Origin of the sequence: Niveispirillum sp. SYP-B3756 (genome assembly GCF_009495745.1) — a bacterium.
In the GTDB taxonomy this organism is placed as follows: domain Bacteria; phylum Pseudomonadota; class Alphaproteobacteria; order Azospirillales; family Azospirillaceae; genus Niveispirillum.
Genome location: NZ_WIDQ01000005.1, coordinates 177222 through 197915 on the forward strand (window position 1 = coordinate 177222; position 20694 = coordinate 197915).

Consider the following 20694-nt stretch of genomic DNA (forward strand, 5'->3'; position numbering starts at 1 on the left):
ATGGACAGGGAGAAGCTGGCGGGCCTGCGGGCCCGCTATGGCGCGGCATCACCGGCGGATTTCTTCGATCCGCATTTCCGCGATGTCGCGCAAGCCGTGTTCCGGGGGGCCGACGCCCCCCGCCAGCCCTTTGCCGATGCCGGCACCCTGCTGGATGCACCCCTGCAGCCCGATCTGGCCGCCCTGCCGGATTTCGGCGGGCTGGAGATTGCCCTGATCGGCGTACCGATGGATCTGGGCGTGACCAACCGCGCCGGGTCGCGCTTCGGCCCGCGTGCTGTGCGCAATACCGACCGGATCGGCCCCTATGAACATGTGTTGCGCATGGTGCCGGCGGCCGAGGTGGCCCTGGCCGATATTGGCGATGTGCCTTTCAGCAATTACCTGCATCTGGATACCTGCCACGCCGATATCCAGGCCTTTTACCATCGGCTGATGGATGCCGGCGTGGTGCCGCTGAGTGTGGGCGGCGACCATTCCATCAGCTATTCCATCCTGAAGGCGCTGGGGCGTGACCGGCCGGTGGGCATGGTGCATTTCGATGCCCATTGCGATACCAGCGGCAGCGGCGAAGGCGCCCGCTTCCACCATTCCGGCCCCTTCCGTTCCGCCGTGCTGGATGGGGTGCTGGACCCGGCCCGGACCATCCAGATCGGCATCCGGGGCAGTGCCGAATTCTTCTGGGAATTTTCTTACGATTCCGGAATGACCGTTCTTCACGCCGAAGATGTGCAGGAAATGGGCCTGAAGGCGGTGATCGCCAAGGCCCGCGACGTCGTGGGGGACGGCCCCGTCTATATTTCATTCGATGTGGATTGCCTGGACCCGGCCTTTGCCCCCGGCACCGGCACGCCGGAGGTGGGTGGCCTCACCTCCCGCGAGGCGCTGACCATCATGCGCGGGCTGGCCGGGTTGGATGTGGTTGGGGCGGATGTGGTGGAAATCGCCCCGCATTATGACCCCACCAGCAACACCGCCCAGATCGGATCACAGATCCTGTTTGAGGAACTGTGCCTGGCCAGCATGGCGCTGAAACAGCGGCGGGGTAAAGCCGAGGGATAAAGCGCAACAAAAGCCCCCGATGGCGGACCATCGGGGGCTTTCAAACATCGCAGCGGACAAGGGCGGCTTTACAGCCCCGCCGGTCAGGCGACGCCCAGCTTACGCTCATCTTCCCGCTTGCGGGCGGGCTGATAGGCAATGGCGGCATGTTCCGCACAATAGGGCAAACCATGAACAGAGGGCTTGCCGCAGAAATGGAAATCCGGGGATTTCGGGTCGCCCACCGGCCACTTGCACATGCGCTCGGTCAGCGACAGGATGGTGGCACCCTTGGTCGGCTTCTTCTTGATCGGCGACGGACGGCCAGACAGCCCCAGGCGGTGGGCTTTGCCGATGACGGCATTACGCGTCACATTGCCCAGCAGATCGGCAATTTCGCTGGCACTCATGCCCTGACCCCAGAGCTGGCGGAGCTTTTCCACACGCTCTTCGCTCCAGGTGCTTTCGGTCGCTTCCACGCTTCAAACCCTTTCGATAAGGCCGACAATGGCACGGGTTCGACAAGGCATCCCCACCGCCAGAAAACCCGGCATGGGCGGGAATGGGGGGTTATCGAGCAGCCGCCCACAAAATATTGTATGCGGCTGATTCCCAAACTACCAAATTTGACTCGCTTTGGGTAGGGGGACGTCTGCTGAATCTTGTGGGTAACTGCATTAACGCCACCAGATGCAGCGCCCCCGACCAAAGCCGCATGGTCATCCCGGCACAAAAGAGTACCGGAATGACCATTTTTGTCGCTTTACTGGCCCGCCGCGACGGAGAAGCCGTTAGCCCCGTCGAAGCTGTAGAGGCTGGCGGTCTGCACCACATCCAGGCCGGCCTGATCCAGCCGGCCCAGCAGGGCGATGATATCGCCATGGGTCACGGTCTTGCCATCGGCCCCCTGCAGGCGCAGGCGCCAATGGTCAGTGCAGAAGGTCTCCGGCGCGCCTTCCGGCCACACTTTTTGACCACGGTTGGAGATCATGGTCAGCTTGAGCACATCGCCAGCCAGCGGGGTGATACGGGCGGCCATGTCGTCGCCATTGCCACCCTTGTGATCGACGAACACGTCAACACCCAGCAGCTTCTTTTCCTGACGCGGCACATCCTTCAGGGCGATGCCGCCGAAGCTGGCCTTCTCATCCACCTGATAGGAGGCCGGGGTGAGGTGGGTCGGACGCTCGCCCAGACGATCGATCAGGTTGAGTGCGAAATCGCGGGTGCCGACGCGGGCCTTGGAGACGCCGCGCTTGAAGATATCGACGGTGTGGATACCGTCTTCGATCATCTTCAGCCAGGCATTATGGATCCTCTCGGCGGCTTCCGCCTGGCCGATATGGACCAGCATCATCACCGAGGCCAGGATCAGGCCCGACGGGTTAGCAATGCCCTTGCCGGCGATGGTAGGGGCGGAACCGTGGATCGCCTCGAACATGGCGCACTGGTCGCCAATGTTGGACGAACCGGCCAACCCGACCGAACCGGTGATCTGGGCCGCGATGTCGGAGATGATATCGCCATAGAGGTTCAGCGTGACGATGACATCGAAATGTTCCGGCGTATCGGCCAGACGGGCCGCACCGATATCAACGATCATCGTCTCATGTTCGATTTCGGGATATTCGGCGGCGATTTCGTCAAAGACGCGATGGAACAGGCCATCGCTGATCTTCATGATATTGTCCTTCACGAAGGCCGTCACCTTGCGGCGATGGTTCGCGCGGGCATATTCAAAGGCGTAGCGGATGATCTTTTCCGAGCCGGGGCGGGTGATCAGCTTGACCGCCTGGGTCACTTCCTGGCTCTGGCGGTATTCGATACCGGCGTAGAGATCTTCCTCATTCTCGCGCACGATGACCACATCCATGGTCGGGTGCTTCGTGGCGACATAGGGGTGGTAGGAGACGCAGGGGCGGATATTGGCGAACAGCCCCAGCGCACCGCGGATGGTGACGTTCAGCGACTTGTACCCGCCGCCCTGCGGCGTGGTGATCGGGGCCTTCAGGAACACCTTGGTCCGGCGCAGGCTGTCCCAGGCGGACGGCTCCATACCATTCATGATGCCGCGCTTATAGACGCTTTCACCGATCTGAATTTCTTCAAAAGCGAGATTGGCACCGGAAGCCTGCAGGATCTCCAGCGTGGCATCCATGATCTCGGGGCCGATACCGTCGCCGCGGGCGATGGTGATCGGGGTCGGCGCGCTATTGGTCATATTGATCAACGTCCTTCTGTTCATCCGTCCCCTTCAGCGGGGTTTACCGGACGGGCGGCAAGCTAATCCGGACAAGGCCAAGGCGCAATGGACCGAAGGTAGGGGCGGGATTGCCAACAGGACAGCGGGGGCACAGCAGAAAGCACTTTTCTTCCATACTGACCGCTGGCCGGATAAGGAACGGACTCCAGCCGTCAAGCCGCCCACCCTGTTTGGGTTAGCCCAATTAGGGTAGTTGCCACAAAAGTTGGCTATAGAAGCATCACCATTTGCGGATAAAAAAATACAGAAGTCGGGTTGAAAATTAAAGCGAATAACATAATTCTGTATTCAGAAAATACTGTTTCTAATAATGAAAAACATGGAAGCAGTTTGAAGATAAAGTTAGCAAAAATGAGTCAAAAAGGTAATCTGAATATGCATACGCCCAATGATGCACAATCACGTCGCCTCTCTGTCTTCCAGATCACCAACGAGGATTTGGAAATCGCAAGCGAAATGCGGGGCTTTTCGCGCAACCGACTTCCTGGCCTACTTCTACAATGGCAATCCCGCTTTGCAGCTTGGCCCGAGATCCAGTCAGCACTGTCCCGGCCAGAAGTGAACCGCCTGCGCACCGAACATTGGATGCGGGCGGTTTGTGGCGATATCGGCAACGGCTTTCAGGAATCCGCCCAGCGGCTGGCCCAGGCTTTTTATGATAACGGCGTGCCGGGCTATGCCGTCGCCATCTGCCACAGCATTGTGGTGCGGGGCGTGATTGAGGAACTGGGGCTGGAGGATCGGGCCAGCGGCCTGTCCGCCCTGTTGGGCGGTGCCGCGGCGGCACGGCGCGATGCCCTGCGCAATGCCTTGAACAAGCTGGCCTGGCTGGACCTGGAACTACTGCTGGAGACCTATGCGGAGGCGGAACGCATCAGCCGCAGCCGCGCCCTGACCCAGATGGCCGATACGGTGGAGCGTGAAGCCGGTCAGGCCGTGCAGGAGGTGGCGGCCAAGACCGGCGGCATGGCGCGGGAAGCCCAGGAAATGGCGCAGTCCGCCGCCCGTGTCGGCCAGGATGCGCGCACCGTGGCCGACGCCGCCCAGGAAGCGCTGGGCAATGCCGAAACCGTGGCGGCCGCCACCGAGCAGCTGGTCAGCTCCATCCAGGAGATCAACAGCCAAGTGACGCAGTCCGGCCGCTTGACCCGGCAGGCGGTGGAAAGGGGCGACCGCACGGGTACCACCATCGACAGCCTGTCCCGTGCGGTGGAAAAGATCGGGGAGATGGCCCAGATCATCGCCAACATCGCCGGTCAGACCAACCTGCTGGCGCTGAATGCCACCATCGAAGCCGCCCGTGCCGGGGAAGCCGGCAAGGGCTTTGCCGTGGTGGCATCAGAGGTGAAGAATCTGGCCAACCAGACCGGCCGGTCGACAGAGGAAATCAACCACCATATCGGCGATATCCGGTCCGTGATGTCCGAGGCCGTCTTCGCCGTGACCGAGATGGCCGATACGGTGCGGGAAATTGACAGCGTGTCCAGCGCCATCGCCGCCGCCATTGAGGAACAATCCGCCGCCACGCAGGAGATCGGGCGCAATGTTGCCGCCACGTCCGGCGCGGTGCGCGCGGTGGCCGACCGGATCGCCAATGTCTCGGCCGAAGCGCTGCGCACGGGCGAACAGGCTTCCCATGTGCGCAACGGTTCCAGCACCGTGGCCACGGGGATTGAGGAACTGCGCCAGGTGCTGGTGCGGGTGGTGCGGGCCAGCACCGATGATCAGGGCGTCGGCCGCACGGCCGCCTGATCGACGCCCGTGCCGGGACGCGCGGGGGCTACCGCATCAATTCCCGCATCCCGGCATCCAGCCCTTCCAGGGTCAGCGGATACATCCGCCCTTCCATGATCTTCTGAATCATGGCGATGGACTGGGTATAGGTCCAATAGCGTTCCTGCATCGGGTTCAACCAGATGGCATGGCGGTACTGGTGCAGCAGCCTGCCCAGCCAGATGGCCCCCGGCTCCGCATTGAAATGCTCGACACTGCCGCCGGGCTGCACAATCTCATAAGGGCTCATCGCGGCATCGCCGACGAAGACCAGCTTATAGTCGGCAGCATAGGTATGGATCACGTCCAGCGTGGACAGGCGCTCCGCATGGCGGCGGCGATTATCCTTCCACACACCTTCATAGACGCAATTGTGAAAGTAAAAATATTCCAGATGCTTGAATTCGCCGCTGGCGGCGCTGAACAGCTCCTCGCACAGGCGGATATGGTCATCCATTGATCCGCCAATATCCAGGAACAGCAGCACTTTCACCGCATTGTGCCGTTCCGGCACCAGTTTCAGGTCCAGATATCCGGCATTGCGCGCGGTGGAGCGGATGGTATCCGGCAGGTCCAGCGTCTCCGCCGCCCCGGTGCGGGCGAATTTGCGCAGGCGGCGCAGCGCCACCTTGATATTGCGGGTGCCGATTTCAACCTGATCATCCAGATTGCGAAATTCCCGCTTGTCCCAGACCTTCACCGCCCGGCGGTGGCGGCTGCCCTCCTGCCCGATGCGCACGCCTTCGGGATTATAGCCATAGGCGCCAAAAGGGCTGGTGCCCGCCGTGCCGATCCATTTATTGCCACCCTGGTGGCGGCCCTTCTGTTCGGCCAGCCGCTGGGCCAGGGTCTCCATCAGCTTGTCCCAGCCGCCGAGCGCCTGGATTTGCGCCTTTTCCTCCTCGGTCAGATATTTCTCCGCCAGCTTGCGCAGCCATTCTTCGGGGATTTCGGCGGTGATCTCCTCCCCCGCCACGGCAGCGGCCTCCAGCCCCTGGAAGGTCGCCCCAAACACCCGGTCGAACTTGTCCAGGTTGCGCTCATCCTTCACCAGCACGGCGCGCGACAGGTAATAGAAATCGTCGACCGCATAGCCGGCGATGCCGGCCTGCATCGCCTGCATCAGGCCCAGATATTCATTCAGGCTGACCGGCACACCAGCCCGGCGCAGATCGTAGAAGAAGTTAACGAACATGGGCAGCACCGCAGCAAGGGCATTCCGATGCAAACCATATCATAAAGTCTGGTCCGAGCCTTGTCTCATGGCGACCGCGCCCTGGAGCCAGCGAGCACCCATTCTTGCCAGAGAAAGCATATAAAGTGGTGCGATCACCATGATGACGCGGTCGGGCGCAGAGTTTAACGTCAAAAGGGCAGTTATTAACAAGCCCGCCGCGACAGTGAGCAGAGACAGAAGCTCGACCTTCAGCGCCTGATCATCCCGCCAAAACCAAAGAGCCAGCAGGGCAGATATCAGCCACACGCCAAAAACATTCAAGCGAAACACGGCAGTGACAATAAGCCACTGACGAAGGTAATGAACGAATAGATACAACCAATCATGACGTTTATCATCGAATTGGAAATTCCATTGATAGGCATGTGGGTCCACGACTGTAAAGAAATAACCAGTCCGCAGCAAAAAATACAACATGATCGCAGCCACGGCTAGGCCCAGAACAATCAGCCAGTGCAGTATATCCGACCGGGAGGGCGACCGACCCAATAGCATTGGCCATCCAATCTGCGCGACCGCCCAGCCAGCAACCACAAGCAGCAGCGCCTCCCGCTGGAACACCGTCAGGACCAGCAGGAACGCCAGACATATATAGGCCAGCCAGTGTCGTGTCCTGGAGAGCAGAAACAGCAAAGGTGCAAATACCCATGACCATGCACCCGTCAACGGACTAAGTGCGTAATATATACAGTTACCGGATAGCAACAACAACATAAGAGCGAACAAACCCACCGGCGAAATAACGCCCCGCCTCCACACATCAGATCGAGCAGCCATCATATAGGTGACGGCACCGGCAATACAAACCCCAATAAAATTGGTCAATAGCAATGAAAATAGCACTTCTCGTTGAAAAAAAACTCCCCCATGATTTGAGAAATTCTCAAACCATATTTGAACAGGAAAATTAATTCCTGTTTTCATTATTAAGTTTGCTATAACTATGGTAAATTGACGCATCGAAAAAGCAATTGGCACAATATCAAATTGAAATGGATGAAGAACCATGGCATGATACGAACTAAAATCATTGTGACCACTCCACGGAATTTCATATTTATGAACATAAAAGAACTGCGGGTAGCAGAGAATTAAAGAAAAAATAAAACCAACAACGAGGCTTTTTACTCCATCTTTTACCATTAGATCACGACCTTAAAGCAGGAGTGCAGCAACACAAAAAATTGTTAATCAACTTAACGTTATACATCTCCCTCAAAAAAAAGGAAGCCTTAAATCGTAATTTCACAAACCGTTTCCTGCCCATGGCGGCAAAGCGAGATTCTGCTGCCAAGCACGTTGGCAGCAGAAGAAACGTTTTTTGTTTCCCAATCAGGAGAGTGCGAAGCAATAATTATGCCAATATAAGTGGATCATAGCTCTTGGTAATCATATGTTCCTTTGAGTGCCGAGCGCTGCCTCTGGCAGCTTACCTCACGCGTACCTGTCACGCCTCCAGCCAGTGCAGGCTGAACAGCGCCCGCGGATCTGTCCAGACAGCAGCTGGGCGATAGCCGGCCCGGCGGGCCAGGGACTGGAAGCCTTCAATACTATATTTATGGGAATCCTCTGTATGGATCGGCTCCCCCTCCAGAATGGCGAAGCGCTGCCCGGCGGCACGGACAATCTGGTCCCGGCGGGACACCAGATACATGGACACGCAGCTCCGTTCCCCATCCCAAAGCGCCATGTGGCGGAAATGGGCCGGGGCAAAGGTGCCATCCAGTTCCCGGTTGATGCGGCCCAGCAGGTTGAGATTGAATGCCGCCGTGATGCCGGCGGCATCATCATAAGCGGCCTCCAGAATGGCCGGATCTTTGCGCAGGTCGATGCCGATCAGCATCCCCCCGCCCTCCACCCCGCCAAAGCGCAGTGTGTCACGCCAGCGGGCCAGGAAGCCCTCCGCCTCTGCCGGGGTGAAATTCCCCAGGGTGGAGCCGGGGAAGAAGCCGACACGGCGGCGCGGTATCCCCGCCTGGGGTGGTGGCACCGGCACATCCCGAAGGTAATCGGCACAGAGCGCCATCACCTCCAGCCAGGGATAATCCGCCGCCAACTGGTCACAGGACCGGCGCAGATGATCGCGCGAAATATCGATGCCGACATAGGAGAGCGGATTGACCAGCCGGTCCAGCAGCGTTCGCACCTTGCGCGAGGAGCCACTGCCCAGCTCCACCAGCTGCACGCCCGGCCCCAGCATGGCGGCAATGGGGGCGGCCACCCGGTCCAGGATCGCCTGTTCGGTGCGGGTCGGATAATATTCCGGCTGTTCACAGATACGGTCGAACAGGGCCGATCCCAATTCATCATAGAAAAAGGCGCAGGGCAGTGATTTCTGCGGTCGTGACATCCCGTCAATGACAGCAGCGGCGAAATCGCCCTGGCTGGGTGCCAGATCCAGAAAGCCGATACGGCTATGGTTGGCGGATGTCGTCTTGGGCACGGCCATTGGATCACATCTCCCTGGCAATTGGTTGGGTCAGCAGTTGTGCCGGGCCAGCCGCAGGCCACTGAATTGCCAGCGGGCGGCAGCGGGGAAAAAATTGCGATAGCTGGCGCGGGAATGGCCGGGCGGTGTGGCGACGGAGGCACCGCGCAGCACCATCTGCCCGCTCATGAACTTGCCATTATATTCGCCGACGGCCCCGGCGGCGGGGCGATAGCCCGGATAGGGCAGATAGGCACTGGCCGTCCATTCCCAGACAGCACGGCCGGTTTCCCGTCCCGAGATCGGGGCCGGGTGGCGGGCGATCCCCCCTTCCCCCTCCTCCTGCCCCGGCGTGCCAGGGTTGAAATGGGCCGCCATGGCGGCTTCCCATTCCATTTCCGTGGGTAGGCGCAGGCCCGCCCAACGGGCATAGGCATCGGCCTCGTAATGGCTGAGATGGCAGACCGGTTCGGCCGGATCGACAGGCCGGCAGCCTTCCAGAGTGAAGTGCCACCAGCGACCATCCTCACCGTGATACCAGTATAATGGGGCCTCCCAGCTCTCCCGCTGCACCGCCGCCCAGCCATCGGAAAGCCAGTGGCGCGGACTGGCATAGCCGCCATCAGCCATGAAGCGCAGCCATTCGCCATTGCAGACGGGACGGTCGGCCAGTTGGAACGGCGATAGCCAGACATGATGGCGCGGCCCCTCGATATCGAAGGCGAAGCCGGGGCCGCGATGGCCGATTTCCATCAAGCCGCCCGGATGATCGATCCAGCCCAGCGGCGGGATCGCCCCGCGCGGGCGGGTCGTTGCCGGCAGGCGCAACGGGTTTTGCGCCTGCAGATGCTTCACATCCGTTTGGATCAGTTCCTGATGCTGCTGTTCATGGTTCAGGCCCAGCAGGATCAGGCTGGCCAGTTCCGGCGCTGGTTCTGCCTGCAACAGCCTTTCCAAGGCCTGATCGACATGGGCGCGCCATTCCAGCACCGCGTCCAGCGCCGGCCGGGTCAGCAGGCCCCGGGCCGGTCGGGGATAGCGCGGCCCCAAGGTCTCGTAATAGGAATTGAACAGGGAGTCCCAGCCGGAATTGAACGGGGCGGCACCGCCATGCGGGATCAGGATGAACCGTTCAAAAAACCAGGTGGTGTGCGCCAGATGCCATTTCACCGGGCTGGCATCCGGCATGGACTGCACGGCCATATCCTCCACACTCAGCGGTGCCACCAGCGCCAGGGTGCGCGCCCGCACCCGGCGCAGCAGCGCCGCAAGGTCAGAGGGGAGGATGGGGTTGGTCTGGCTGTCCGGCATCCTTGGCTTCCATCATCACACAACCCGGCACGGCACGCCGGATGGGCACGCTAGAGAACAAGGGAGAGGTGAATTTGTTGCGTCACCGGACGCAGAAGGTAGGCGGGGCCTGAAAATGCCACACCGGCCGCTGGCTGGTGTGGGGACGTCACTGCATTATGCAATAATTATATTTACGCAATTGTTTTTTGCAACGTTTTGCTTAATGCAACGAAATGGATTTTCCAGAAAAATTCAATAATATTGTTATTTTTCAATTGGTTAAATGTAACCCTCAAACTTGGCATCACGGCTGCAGTCTTTCCTCGGCATGAAGGCGATAACGCCTCGAATGAACCGATGGAGTTGGATGTGTTCAAGACTTTCGCCCGCGCTTTTGCCCTGACCGTTGTCACCGCCGCTGCCTTCGCCGCCCCGGCCCTGGCGCAGAATGCTAACGGCACCATCCAGTTGCGCGGCAATGTCGCCCTGTCCTGCACCATCGCTGTGACCGACCTGTCGCAGTCCCTGTCGCTGAAGACGGGTGAGAACGCCAAGACGGTTGGCAACGTCACCGAGACGTGCAATTCCGGCAATGGCTACAAAATCACGCTGGCTTCCACCAATGCCGGCAAGCTGAAGTCGGGCAATAACGAGATCGCCTATCAGGTCAATTACGACAATCAGGCCGGCGCCCTGACCACGCAGATGATCGTTGATCGCGCCAGCGCCCAGTTCAACAAGAAGTCTGACCTGAAGGTCACCGTTCCGGCCTCCACCACCTACATTGCCGGCGATTACTCCGACAGCATCACTGTTACCATTGCCGCCAAGTAAGCAACAGCTCCGCCGGGCTTTTCAGCCATCGAAGCCCAGGTTCGAGAAGAAAGCCCCGCCGGTCAGTTGCCGGCGGGGCTTTCTTGCTTGCGGCCTGCATATTGTGCCTAATCTGGCCCTGGCGGCCCTGGGTGGCGATGTGGCGTTGAAAGCCCCCTCCAGCGAGGGGCCTCTTTTTTCACCATCACCCTGCCCCGCCAACCGTTGCAGCACGGGCGGCAGCGGGTTGATGAACCGGGCTATTGCGCCCGGAACATCTCCATATAAGGGTTAGGGGTAATGCCGTGATACTGATCGGCAGTTGGAGGAGCGGGGCATTCCTTATTTTTCGGTACGTAAAGATAAATTGGCATCTTCCTGTCCACACGGAAGCAACTCTTGTAACCATGAGCATAGGCCAAAAGGCTACTGCTCATAAAGCCAGGGACAATCAAGGCAAGGAAACAAAGAACGGATGCCTTCGCTATATTTTTCTCCAATATCATTGGTTTTTTATATTTTCTAAATATAGCAATGAAAACTGCAATTCTAGCGCCATACAAAGGAATTATTGCTATATACAGAAGAGAAAAACTTATAAATAATACATCATCCCTTCCGTTAAAATTAGGGACCTCGCCGACCGTATGGCGAGAAACCAGAATGAAAGAAATAAAAAAAATATCGAATATATATGGCCAAATCATTGATATTTTTATAACATCAGATGATTTAATTTTATTATTCATGGATATTTTGTTTTTTATAAATATCCATGTACGGATTTGGGTGAACATGAATATATTGATCCAAGGTTGGTGGTTCTGGGCATTCCTTGTTTTTTGGAACATATAAATAAAGCGGAGCCCGTCTTTCAACACGGAAACAGCTTTTGTATCCGTTAAGACTTGCCCATATCCCACTGCTAAACATACCAGGAACAATCAGTAACATAAATAAAACAAAAGAAAATTTAGCTATTTTTTTCTCGAGCGTCATTGGCTCTTTAGATTTACGAATTATCGCTACAATAATGGCGATTCGTAAGATATAAAGAGGAAAAAAAGCCATGTACAAAAAAGCATAGTTCATAAAAACAACTTTATCTCTTCCATTAAATATAAATAAATCATCACGCTGATAATAACCAATTCCAATTAAACACAAAAATAATATATCTAAAAAATACGGAGTCGGGCTGAAAATTGTTACTTTAGGTTTTTTTTGCATCCTTAAAATACCCCATAAAAGTTCAGGTAATTTCTTCCGAAATTGTATCTATAAGATCTGATATTTGATATACTTTTATGTATTGAATCAATTATATCGATAAAGTAACATAACCTACTTCCAATATCACTTAATTCATTTAATGTATTTTTCTCTAATTTCATAGAGTAATTTATCAGATTTTCAGTTATTTTATTATCATTGTCCAGCCTCATCAAAAAAATACCTGCGATCAAGCTCGAAAATGCAACCAAAGCAACAACAATCACAACTGGCACTGCAACACCAAAGAAAAATGTGACAATGGACCCAGCGACCGCCGCCACCGCAATCCCAACCAAAGACGCGATCAACGCCTGAACAAGATCACTCGCCAAACCGGTGAACAGACGGGCGAACGAAAACTGGTCCTGGCGGAGTTCTTCCAGAATACGGATACCAGCATAAATCACAAAGGCAACCCGCAGCGCCTTCAGGCCATTCTTCAGATATTCCGCATTGCTGAGCGTGAACACCGCCATCTTTGGATGGCTGCGCAGATACCGCGTTCCGGGAAGGTTGGGGCGGGCACCGGCATAGCCTTTAAAGACGACATATTGCTTGCCGTCGCTGGCCGTCTTCACATAGGCCATCCCCATGACGCCGATCAGGCTGATCTGTTTGACAACAGAGGATCCCGCGTCGGCCAAACCCTTCAACACCACGATGTCGGCGTTATATTCCTTCAACTCGTTGTTCAGCGACAGGATAAGGTCATCCAGCGGCAGTATCGTGATGCATTGGTCCTCATAACGCACCTCGCCGGCCATCCGGCGCAGCTTGTCCCCCACCGTGCCAGGAACCTGTCCGGGCAGGATGGCACTTCCACCCCCCCAAAGGGGGCGGGTGGGGTTCTCATTACGGTACAGGTTTTCAAAAACTGCCGGCATATGAAATCTCCCCGTAATGAAACCAACCCGGCGGGCAGGTTTCCCCACCTGCCGGGTTGGCAAACCCGATCGGTCAGGCGGACTTGGTGGTGGCCAGGTCGTAGGACGCGATGATTGGCGACTGTGGGTTGTGCTGGCTGTCGTAGGGGATGTACTTCATCTCCACCTTGGTGAAGTTCAAGGTGATCTGTTCTTCCGGACGGTCGTTGGTGGCAACGATGTTGTAGGAGGAGATCAGGGTGTTGGTCAGGGTGAATTCGATATAGGTGTCACCCGGATTGCCCGAGGAGACGATGTGAATCTTGGTCGTCACCCCGTTGCGGCCGGAGCAAGATTGCGAGAACAACTTGACCGAAGAGCTGTCGGACGTCTTGGTCAGCGTCACCTCACCCACCGACGGTTCGGAACCTTCGCGGTTGGAAGTTGCACCCGCCAGGGTGTTCATGTGGCGGCTGACACCCCATTGCAGGGTCTTGATGTCGGTCCATTGCACATGGTTCTGGTGGGTCGCGTCACCGGCAATGCCTTCGATCTGCATGTAAATCGGCATCATTCACTCCTTGGTTTGGTTGATCAGAACAGCAGGTCAGGGAAAAATGGCACCATCACGCCGCCGAACTGGCGGGTTGTGACTTCCAGCCGGGCTGGGGTACCGGGTCCAGGTCGATGCGGAAGTCGCCGGCGGCGTCATCCCAATCGACTTTGGCGGCGACAATGCTTTGCCGCGCCGCCAGACTTTCCAGCAGACGCCGGGACAAGGCCGGCATCAGGGAACGGGACAGTACATGGTCAATGGCGCGGGCCCCCATATCGCCCTCGCCGCAGCGCGCCACCAGCCGTTCCACCAGGGCCGGCGTGACGGTCAGGCTGGCGCCATAGGTCTGGCGCACGCGGGCGCGCAGCCGTTCCAACTGGATATCGACAATGGCGCGCAACTGCTCTCCGCCCAGCGGCAGATAGGGCACCACGCTGACACGTCCCAGGAACGCCGCCTTATAGTGTTTCAGCAGTTCCGGGTGCAGCGTAGCGGCCAGCCCTTCCAGGTCGGGCAGCGTATCGGGGTCCGCCCCCAACGCCATCAACAGGTCGGCCCCGGCATTGGAGGCCATCAGGATGGTGGTGTTGCGGAAATCAATGTCGCGCCCTTCGCCATCGCGCAGCACGCCCTTGTCGAACACCTGATAGAACACGTCCTGCACGCCGGGATGGGCCTTTTCCATCTCGTCCAGCAGCAGCACGCCATAGGGGCGGCGACGCACCGCCTCGGTCAGCACCCCGCCCTCGCCATAGCCGACATAGCCGGGGGGCGAGCCCATCAGCAGGGAGACCTTATGTTCTTCCTTGAATTCCGACATGTTGATGACGGCCAGGCTCTGTTCCCCGCCATACAGCATGTCGGCCAGGGCCAGGGCCGTTTCGGTCTTGCCGACACCGCTGGGGCCGGCCAGCAGGAACACGGCCGGCGGCTTGCGCGGGTCGTGGATGCCGGCGCGTGCGGTGTGCAGCACATCGGCAATCAGGCGCAGCGCACCATCCTGGCCGACCACGCGCTGACGCAGGCGGCTTTCCAGGCCCAGCACGTTTTCCACCTCTGACGACAGCATCCGGCCGACGGGAATGCCGGTCCAGCGGGCCACCACGCTGGCCACGGCGGCGGCGGTCACATCATCATGCAGCAGCGGCGTTTCCCCCTGCAGGGCCGCCAGATCGCGGCGCAAGCGGGCATGGCGTTCACGCAAAGCCAGCGCTTCCGCCTCTGCCAAGGGTGTGGCCGCCGGCCCCTCCAGCCTGGCGGTGATGTCGGTAATCTGGCTGATCAGGGCTTGTTCAGCCTCCCAGCGACCGGCCAGTTCCGCCTTGCGCGCCTTGATATCGGCCAGCCGCTCCGCCAGGGCCGACAGGGTGGCGGCATGGTCGGCGCCCAACCGTTCCTCCCGCGTCAGCACCGCCTGTTCGGCCTCGATGGTTTCCACCTCCCGCGTCAGCGCTTCCAGCGCTTCCGGGGTGCCGGCCCGGCTCATCGCCACCATGGCGCAGGCCGTATCCAGCAGGCTGACGCATTTATCGGGGAGTTGCCGACCGCTGATATAACGGTGGGAGAGATGGACAGCGGCGCGCACCGCCTCATCCAGGATGCGCACACCGTGATGGCGTTCCAGCGTGGGGACCAGCCCGCGCATCATGGCAATCGCCATCGCCTCGTCCGGTTCCTCCACCTTTACCGGTTGGAAACGGCGGGTCAGCGCGGCATCGCGCTCGACATAGCGCTTATATTCGCTCCAGGTGGTGGCGGCGATCATGCGCAGGGCACCGCGCGCCAGATCGGGTTTCAGCAGGTTGGCGGCATCGCCCTGCCCCGCCTGCCCGCCGGCACCGATCAGCGTATGGGCCTCATCCACAAACAGGATGACAGGCTTGGCGGAACCCTTCACCTCCTCAATCACGCCTTTCAGGCGGTTCTCAAACTCCCCCTTCACGCCGGCACCGGCATGCAACAGGCCCAGGTCCAGCGTGCGGATGGAAACATCGCGCAAGGCGGCAGGCACCTCGCCGGCGGCGATGCGCAGGGCCAGGCTTTCCACCACCGCCGTCTTGCCGACGCCGGCTTCGCCCACCAGAATGGGGTTGTTCTGGCGGCGACGGGTCAGGATATCGATCACCTGCCGCACCTCCGCATCGCGCCCGATGATCGGGTCGATGCGGCCGTTGCGGGCTTCGGCCGTCAGGTCGATGGTGTAGGCATCCAGGTTGGGCGTGCGGCCCCCGTTGCGCGGTGTGGCCGCCGCTGCACCCGTCACCGGTTGGGCGGTGGGGTCGGCGGCGACAATCGCCTCCAGCCCCGCGCGGTCCAGATCGGCCAGCAACGGCCCCAGATCGCCCAGCGCCACCGCCCCCTTTTCATCATGGCACAGCGCCAGCAGCAGGTGCAGCGGGCTGACCGCACCAGCCTTGAAGCGCAGCGACGCCACCAGCCACGCCTCCCGCATCAGCGTCACCACGCGGGGGGAGAAGGCGGGCGGGCGGCTGCTGCCGGTGCGGCAGCGTTCCAGCGCGCGCTCCAGCACCCGGCGCATTGCATCTTCGGTGATGCCGACACGCGGCAGCACCGGCGCCAGCACCGTGTCGGGCCGGTCCAGCAGGGCCAGCAACCAATGTTCGGCCTCAATCTCATAATGGCTGCGCGCCATGGCGATGCCAGCCGCCGCCTCCAGCGCGCGGCGGGAATGGTCGTCCAGTCCTGCCACCAAAGTCCTTAAATCAACTGCATCCATGATAACCGCCACGATTGGAAGGGCTGCGCCGATGGCCTTTGGCCGGTTCGCACTGTCACGTCGGTGAAATAATTATGTACAGGAAATGGAAATGACCACCATTTCCGCTATAGATACCGCAAAATCGCAGAGAATAAACTTCGTAGTGGTGTTACCACCAACGGGATTTCCTAAATATCTTGTAATTTTTCAAAACGGATTCAGTGATAATAATCCATATTACTTACGTCTATTATCGCATCATCCGGATCACGTACCATGGGGAAGGCGCTGAGCCAGCCGTCGTACCCCAAACGCACACCGTCGCCCCCCTGCAACACACAGTCGGGCACTTCGTTCCGCCGCAGGATCAGTTGCACGTCAAAATCCAGCCCCGCCCCGGCATAAAGCCGCGCCAGTTCAACAATGCGGCGCAGGCCGGGGCTGCCGGGTAGATGATCCCGGAACTGCCGCCTGGTCAGCGGCCCCAGAATCAGGCGGAAACGGCCCTGCACATCCCACATGCGGGCACCGGCCACCGTATCCACGCCCAGCCGGTTATATCCGCCCAGGCGGGAGAAGCCGCCCTGCAAGCAGGTCTGTTCGCTGGCGGGAATGGCGATCCAGCGCCCGCTGAATTGCTGCACCTTCACCGGGATGCCGCAGGCATCGGCCAGCATCCGTTCAAGGGAGATGGCGGCGCGTGGCTGCTGGCTGAACAGGCCGGCGAAATAGACCATCACCTCATCTTGCAAGGACAGGCGCCCGCGCACATGCGGCGTGCCGAAACCGGCGATGGATAGCAGCGCCGTGCTGGCGGCATCCCCGCCGGCCAGCCCATGCCGTTCATAAAGGGCCGGCAAGCGATAGCGTCGCCACGCCTGGAAGAACAGGGCGCCAATCCGGTCATTGAACAGGTCCAGAAAGGCAGCAAAACCGGGGGACCGGTCCTTCAGGCTGCGGATCACCGTCTCAGTATAGACCTGGGGCAAGGCCGATAGCGGCCCTGTCATGGTCATCAGGTTGACGGTCATTTCCGCCCGCGGCACCCCCTCCCCATCACCATCCATCGGGGCCAGCAAGGACAGGTGCTGGATTTCATGCGCTGGAAAGGACAGTGACGGGTTGGCGGTGAAGCGCACCGGCGGCCCGTCTGCCGCATCCTCATTCGCCGCCGATAATTGGCGTTCCAACAACTGGATGGCGCGGAACAGGTCGAACCGGTGCGGCTGGTCGCGGAGCAGGTCGATCAGCGGCGGGATTTTCGGGGCAACGCTCATGCCACAATCCCTTCGCCGATGCGTGCCGGCCAGCGGGCCATGATCTCCGTCCGACCCTTGGCCCGCAGGCTCAACCGGGTGAAGGAATTGATGCTGGCATAAAGGGAGAAGAACCGTTCCAGCACGGCGGCGGGCAGAAAGATGCCGGTGCTGCCGCCGCGTTCCGGGTCCAGCACCAGTTCAATATCCAGGCCACGGCACAGGGTCGCCACATCGGTATGCGGTGCCCGCGCCGTGGTGCGGCGGCTGGTAACAGAGACAACGGCATCCACCAGGGCGCGGGTTTCCGGTGTATCCTTCAGATCGTAGAGCCGCAGGATGGCGCGCAGCGCATCCGCCCCACCCGGCCCATCCACCAGCGACAGATGGTTCAGCGACAGGTGAGAGATCAGCCGCCAGCGCGCCCCATTGCCCGTGGCCGGGCGGATCACCGGGGTGGGCGGGGTCAGGCAGGCGATGGGCAGCAAGGGCCCGCCATCGGACAGGGTGAAATGCGGATGCCCCCCGCCAAACGGCAATTGCGCCGGCAGGTCGCGGTTGAAGCACAAGGTCTCCACACTCACCGTCCAGTCGGCGGGGATGGAGGGGTTCAGGCCCAGATCCACCAGCGACAGGAACATGTCGGTGCTGGCATCGCGGCTGCCGCGCGGGCGGCGCATCGCGTGCCAGAAATGTTGCTGCTTGTCCGGGTCCGGCGACTGGTGCCCGCCATAAAGCGGGGCGATGGATAGTTTTTCGCCACGAGGGGACGATGCGGTGACGCGCTCAATGGCATAAATCTCCCGCGCTTCCGGGCGGCGGGCATCGGGCTGCACCAGATATTCATTCACCTCGTGTCCCAGGATGATCGGTTCCGCCGCCTGGCGGAACAGGTTCACCACCGGCACACAGCCCAGCGCGAACAGCGACGGGCGCACCAGCTTTTCGCCTTCCTGCCAGGCGCGGTCGAGATAGAGGTAAATCTCCATCTCCTTGCCCACGCCGCGCAGGATGCGGGCCGACAGGCCGCGCAGATCGACAAACAGGAACTTTTCCGGGAAGGCAAACAGCTCTGTCAGCAACCGATAACCGATGAAGGATTGCGCGCCATAGGGCACCATGCCGTCCTCCGGCTCAAACCCCACCGCCGACAGGCAATCCGGCCCCAAGGTCACCGGCACCGGATCATTGATATCCGACACCAATGCCATGCCGATGACATTGTTCAACAGCAATTCATGCAGGCGGTACACCGCCTCCGGCGGGCCGTTCAGGAAAAAACGCAGCCGGTCCGGCCCCAGTTCCGTCAGATTCATCCCCTGGGCGGTGGCGCTGATCTTCAGGCGCAGCACCGACTTGGCCACCCGTGCCGCCGGCACCAGGGGGGCTGCCGCCGGCATGGCGGCCAGACTGGCCGTCGTCACCTCAATGGGCCAGACCTCTGCCGGCATGGTGGTACGGAAACGGCAGGGCTCCCCGCGCACCGGCTCGGTCTCCAGCGCCGCCCCGCGCGGGACGGCGTGGCTGCTGGTCAGTTCCGGGGCCGCCTTCATCTGCACCACGGCCATGGAAGGCATGGGCGTGACATAATGGGGATAGAGCATCCCCAGCAGCGCGTCGGTCAGTTCCGGGAAATCATCATCCAGCTTCTGCCGTACACGCGCGGTGAGATAAGCGAAGCTCTCAATCAATCGGGCGACATGCGGATCATCCACCGCATTGGGGCTGATGCGCAGATTGCCCGCCACCTTGGGATGATCAGCGGCAAACTGTGCTGCTGCGCGGCGGATGGCGGCCAGTTCCTGGGAATAGAAGGAAAGAAACGTGTCAGGCATGGCTGCCGCCCTTAATGGAGAAGGTCTGGCTGACCGGATCGAAGACGGATTCAAAGACAATCGGCTCTGGTGAAGGTTCCACCCGGATCACCGCTTCCACCCGGAAACGCAGGGTGCGGTCCAGCACATGGTCGCTGGTTAGCACCGACACGGCGACGCCGGCCAGACGCGGTTCGAAATTGCGGATGGCGGTTTCCAGGGCGCGGCCGAAAATCGCGTGTCGTTCCGCCGTCGCCATATTGATGGAAGTGAAGTCGGGAATGCCGAAGCGCAGCGGGCTGCGCGCCAACTCCCCAATCTCCCCGCCCGGCACGCCGGGGCGGCGGCGGGTATTCAACAGGGCTTCCAGATCGCGGCGGATGGCCTGTTTCAGTTGCGCCAGGGCGGCATTCCAGCCGACCTGACGCACGCTTGGCCCTTCCACCGGCTGTAACAGCCGGTCGAACACGGACGGGATGATGGTGACGGGCGGGGCGGCCATCGGCTTACCCCCCTGTTGGCGTGAAATGCAGACTGGTCAGGTCCAGCACCGGTTTCGCCTGATCGCCCAGCAGGAAACAGCGCTGGCCCTTGCCCAGCACCAGCCCGGCCTGTTCCTGCCAATCGGTGGCACGGCCCAGGCGGAAGGCGGGCGTATCCGGGGCAATTGCGGCATAGATCGCCGGCATGTAAAGCGTGCCGGTGGTGCCATCATCCAGGGTCAGCCGCACTTCCCGCCAGATCAGGTCCAGCAACTGGCGGGCCGGCACGAAATCCAGCCCCGCCATATCGGCCAGATCAACCCAGAGATAGCGGCCATCCATGGTCAGCAATTCCAGCAGGCCGCCGGTGGCATCATCCAGATCGCGGAAATCATCGAAGCCTGGGCCTGCCTTGGGCGCACGGGCAGTTTCCGCCTGGGCGTAGAGCGAGGCAGCGCCCGCTTTGTCGCCTTCGCGCCATTTGACGCCGGCTTCCAGATGCAGGCGGATAGCATCGGAGGGTTCGCGCAGCAGGTCGGGCGGGCGGCCGGCACGGTACCAGTCCTGCCGCGCCGCTTCCGCCCGGATCAGGTGGCGGGTCAGGCTGATGCGGCGCTGCAGCTCCGGGGCCTGATTCAGCAGGATGGCCAATTGGGCATCGGCGCGCTCCAGTTCCCCATTGGCGCAGAACAGTTCGGCCAGCCGATAGCGGGCCGTCTTGTCCGTCGGCCCCCGACGCACCGCCTCCGTCGCCGCCACAATGGCACCCGGCAGGTCATCGGCGTCGATATGGTGTTGCAGGGCGGTGGTCATGGGATGGTCCTGTTGTTAAGTGAAATGTCCAACGCTCTGTTTCCGTCACCCCGGCGAAGGCCGGGGTC

Annotated in this window: 18 protein-coding genes; 3 read left to right on the forward strand and 15 right to left on the reverse strand. The window is 60.0% G+C overall.

What is annotated here, in order from left to right; genetic code table 11:
- Positions 1-1062 (forward strand): agmatinase, encoded by a 1062-nt coding sequence (gene speB / locus GE253_RS13030; RefSeq protein ID WP_153204556.1) that lies wholly within the window; start codon positions 1-3, stop codon positions 1060-1062.
- Positions 1063-1145: 83 nt separating this feature from the next.
- On the opposite strand, the gene GE253_RS13035 is transcribed toward speB, so the two are convergent.
- Positions 1146-1520, reverse strand: a complete 375-nt coding sequence (locus GE253_RS13035; protein ID WP_348770844.1) for a GcrA family cell cycle regulator — start codon at positions 1518-1520, stop codon at positions 1146-1148.
- A gap of 284 nt (positions 1521-1804) precedes the next feature.
- On the reverse strand, positions 1805-3262 hold the full coding sequence (locus tag GE253_RS13040; protein WP_173012623.1) for an NADP-dependent isocitrate dehydrogenase: 1458 nt from the start codon (positions 3260-3262) through the stop codon (positions 1805-1807).
- Positions 3263-3679: 417 nt separating this feature from the next.
- Between GE253_RS13040 and GE253_RS13045 the strand changes: the two genes are divergently transcribed.
- Complete coding sequence (locus GE253_RS13045) at positions 3680-5056, forward strand: globin-coupled sensor protein (protein WP_173012624.1); 1377 nt, start codon at positions 3680-3682, stop codon at positions 5054-5056.
- A 28-nt stretch (positions 5057-5084) separates the two neighbouring features.
- On the opposite strand, the gene GE253_RS13050 is transcribed toward GE253_RS13045, so the two are convergent.
- From GE253_RS13050 to egtB, 4 genes are all read right to left on the reverse strand, one after another.
- Complete coding sequence (locus tag GE253_RS13050) at positions 5085-6272, reverse strand: VWA domain-containing protein (protein ID WP_153204559.1); 1188 nt, start codon at positions 6270-6272, stop codon at positions 5085-5087.
- A 39-nt stretch (positions 6273-6311) separates the two neighbouring features.
- Positions 6312-7457 (reverse strand): hypothetical protein, encoded by a 1146-nt coding sequence (locus tag GE253_RS13055; protein ID WP_153204560.1) that lies wholly within the window; start codon positions 7455-7457, stop codon positions 6312-6314.
- A gap of 304 nt (positions 7458-7761) precedes the next feature.
- Positions 7762-8763 (reverse strand): L-histidine N(alpha)-methyltransferase, encoded by a 1002-nt coding sequence (gene egtD, locus GE253_RS13060; protein ID WP_153204561.1) that lies wholly within the window; start codon positions 8761-8763, stop codon positions 7762-7764.
- A 30-nt stretch (positions 8764-8793) separates the two neighbouring features.
- Positions 8794-10053 carry an ergothioneine biosynthesis protein EgtB gene (egtB, locus tag GE253_RS13065; protein WP_153204562.1) on the reverse strand — a complete coding sequence of 420 codons (1260 nt, stop codon included), beginning with the start codon at positions 10051-10053 and terminating at the stop codon, positions 8794-8796.
- A 351-nt stretch (positions 10054-10404) separates the two neighbouring features.
- On the opposite strand from egtB, the gene GE253_RS13070 reads away from it, so the two are divergent.
- Complete coding sequence (locus GE253_RS13070) at positions 10405-10869, forward strand: spore coat protein U domain-containing protein (protein ID WP_348770845.1); 465 nt, start codon at positions 10405-10407, stop codon at positions 10867-10869.
- A 239-nt stretch (positions 10870-11108) separates the two neighbouring features.
- On the opposite strand, the gene GE253_RS13075 is transcribed toward GE253_RS13070, so the two are convergent.
- The 9 genes from GE253_RS13075 to GE253_RS13115 all read right to left on the reverse strand — a co-directional run bounded on the left by GE253_RS13075 (position 11109) and on the right by GE253_RS13115 (position 20626).
- Positions 11109-11645, reverse strand: coding sequence for a hypothetical protein (locus GE253_RS13075; protein WP_173012625.1), 537 nt, complete (start codon positions 11643-11645; stop codon positions 11109-11111).
- Positions 11590-12078 (reverse strand): hypothetical protein, encoded by a 489-nt coding sequence (locus GE253_RS13080; RefSeq protein WP_153204565.1) that lies wholly within the window; start codon positions 12076-12078, stop codon positions 11590-11592. The genes GE253_RS13075 and GE253_RS13080 overlap by 56 nt, the downstream gene beginning before the upstream one ends.
- Before the next feature lie 2 nt (positions 12079-12080).
- Positions 12081-13007, reverse strand: a complete 927-nt coding sequence (locus tag GE253_RS13085) for a hypothetical protein (RefSeq protein ID WP_153204566.1) — start codon at positions 13005-13007, stop codon at positions 12081-12083.
- A gap of 73 nt (positions 13008-13080) precedes the next feature.
- On the reverse strand, positions 13081-13560 hold the full coding sequence (locus GE253_RS13090; protein ID WP_247878639.1) for a type VI secretion system tube protein Hcp: 480 nt from the start codon (positions 13558-13560) through the stop codon (positions 13081-13083).
- A 52-nt stretch (positions 13561-13612) separates the two neighbouring features.
- Positions 13613-16252 carry a type VI secretion system ATPase TssH gene (tssH, locus tag GE253_RS13095; protein ID WP_348770846.1) on the reverse strand — a complete coding sequence of 880 codons (2640 nt, stop codon included), beginning with the start codon at positions 16250-16252 and terminating at the stop codon, positions 13613-13615.
- A gap of 227 nt (positions 16253-16479) precedes the next feature.
- Positions 16480-17538 (reverse strand): type VI secretion system baseplate subunit TssG, encoded by a 1059-nt coding sequence (gene tssG / locus GE253_RS13100; protein ID WP_153204568.1) that lies wholly within the window; start codon positions 17536-17538, stop codon positions 16480-16482.
- On the reverse strand, positions 17535-19352 hold the full coding sequence (gene tssF, locus GE253_RS13105; RefSeq protein WP_153204569.1) for a type VI secretion system baseplate subunit TssF: 1818 nt from the start codon (positions 19350-19352) through the stop codon (positions 17535-17537). Before tssF ends, tssG begins: the two co-directional genes overlap by 4 nt.
- Entirely contained in the window at positions 19345-19833 is a 489-nt protein-coding gene (gene tssE, locus GE253_RS13110; RefSeq protein ID WP_153204570.1) for a type VI secretion system baseplate subunit TssE, read from the reverse strand. Before tssE ends, tssF begins: the two co-directional genes overlap by 8 nt.
- 4 nt (positions 19834-19837) lie before the next feature.
- Positions 19838-20626: a type VI secretion system accessory protein TagJ gene (locus GE253_RS13115; protein ID WP_153204571.1), complete on the reverse strand. Its 789-nt coding sequence runs from the start codon at positions 20624-20626 to the stop codon at positions 19838-19840.
- Between the last annotated feature and the right edge of the window lie 68 nt (positions 20627-20694).

Excerpts from the sequence above, each read along its gene's own strand:
- speB (WP_153204556.1), top strand. The coding sequence starts at position 1 with ATGGACAGGGAGAAGCTGGCGGGCCTGCGGGCCCGCTATGGCGCGGCA.
- GE253_RS13045 (WP_173012624.1), top strand. The coding sequence starts at position 3,680 with ATGCATACGCCCAATGATGCACAATCACGTCGCCTCTCTGTCTTCCAG.
- GE253_RS13055 (WP_153204560.1), bottom strand. The coding sequence starts at position 7,457 with ATGGTAAAAGATGGAGTAAAAAGCCTCGTTGTTGGTTTTATTTTTTCT.
- GE253_RS13040 (WP_173012623.1), bottom strand. The coding sequence starts at position 3,262 with ATGACCAATAGCGCGCCGACCCCGATCACCATCGCCCGCGGCGACGGT.
- GE253_RS13050 (WP_153204559.1), bottom strand. The coding sequence starts at position 6,272 with ATGTTCGTTAACTTCTTCTACGATCTGCGCCGGGCTGGTGTGCCGGTC.
- tssG (WP_153204568.1), bottom strand. The coding sequence starts at position 17,538 with ATGAGCGTTGCCCCGAAAATCCCGCCGCTGATCGACCTGCTCCGCGAC.
- tssF (WP_153204569.1), bottom strand. The coding sequence starts at position 19,352 with ATGCCTGACACGTTTCTTTCCTTCTATTCCCAGGAACTGGCCGCCATC.
- GE253_RS13090 (WP_247878639.1), bottom strand. The coding sequence starts at position 13,560 with ATGATGCCGATTTACATGCAGATCGAAGGCATTGCCGGTGACGCGACC.
- egtD (WP_153204561.1), bottom strand. The coding sequence starts at position 8,763 with ATGGCCGTGCCCAAGACGACATCCGCCAACCATAGCCGTATCGGCTTT.
- GE253_RS13085 (WP_153204566.1), bottom strand. The coding sequence starts at position 13,007 with ATGCCGGCAGTTTTTGAAAACCTGTACCGTAATGAGAACCCCACCCGC.
- egtB (WP_153204562.1), bottom strand. The coding sequence starts at position 10,053 with ATGCCGGACAGCCAGACCAACCCCATCCTCCCCTCTGACCTTGCGGCG.
- tssE (WP_153204570.1), bottom strand. The coding sequence starts at position 19,833 with ATGGCCGCCCCGCCCGTCACCATCATCCCGTCCGTGTTCGACCGGCTG.
- GE253_RS13075 (WP_173012625.1), bottom strand. The coding sequence starts at position 11,645 with ATGTTCACCCAAATCCGTACATGGATATTTATAAAAAACAAAATATCC.
- GE253_RS13080 (WP_153204565.1), bottom strand. The coding sequence starts at position 12,078 with ATGCAAAAAAAACCTAAAGTAACAATTTTCAGCCCGACTCCGTATTTT.
- GE253_RS13115 (WP_153204571.1), bottom strand. The coding sequence starts at position 20,626 with ATGACCACCGCCCTGCAACACCATATCGACGCCGATGACCTGCCGGGT.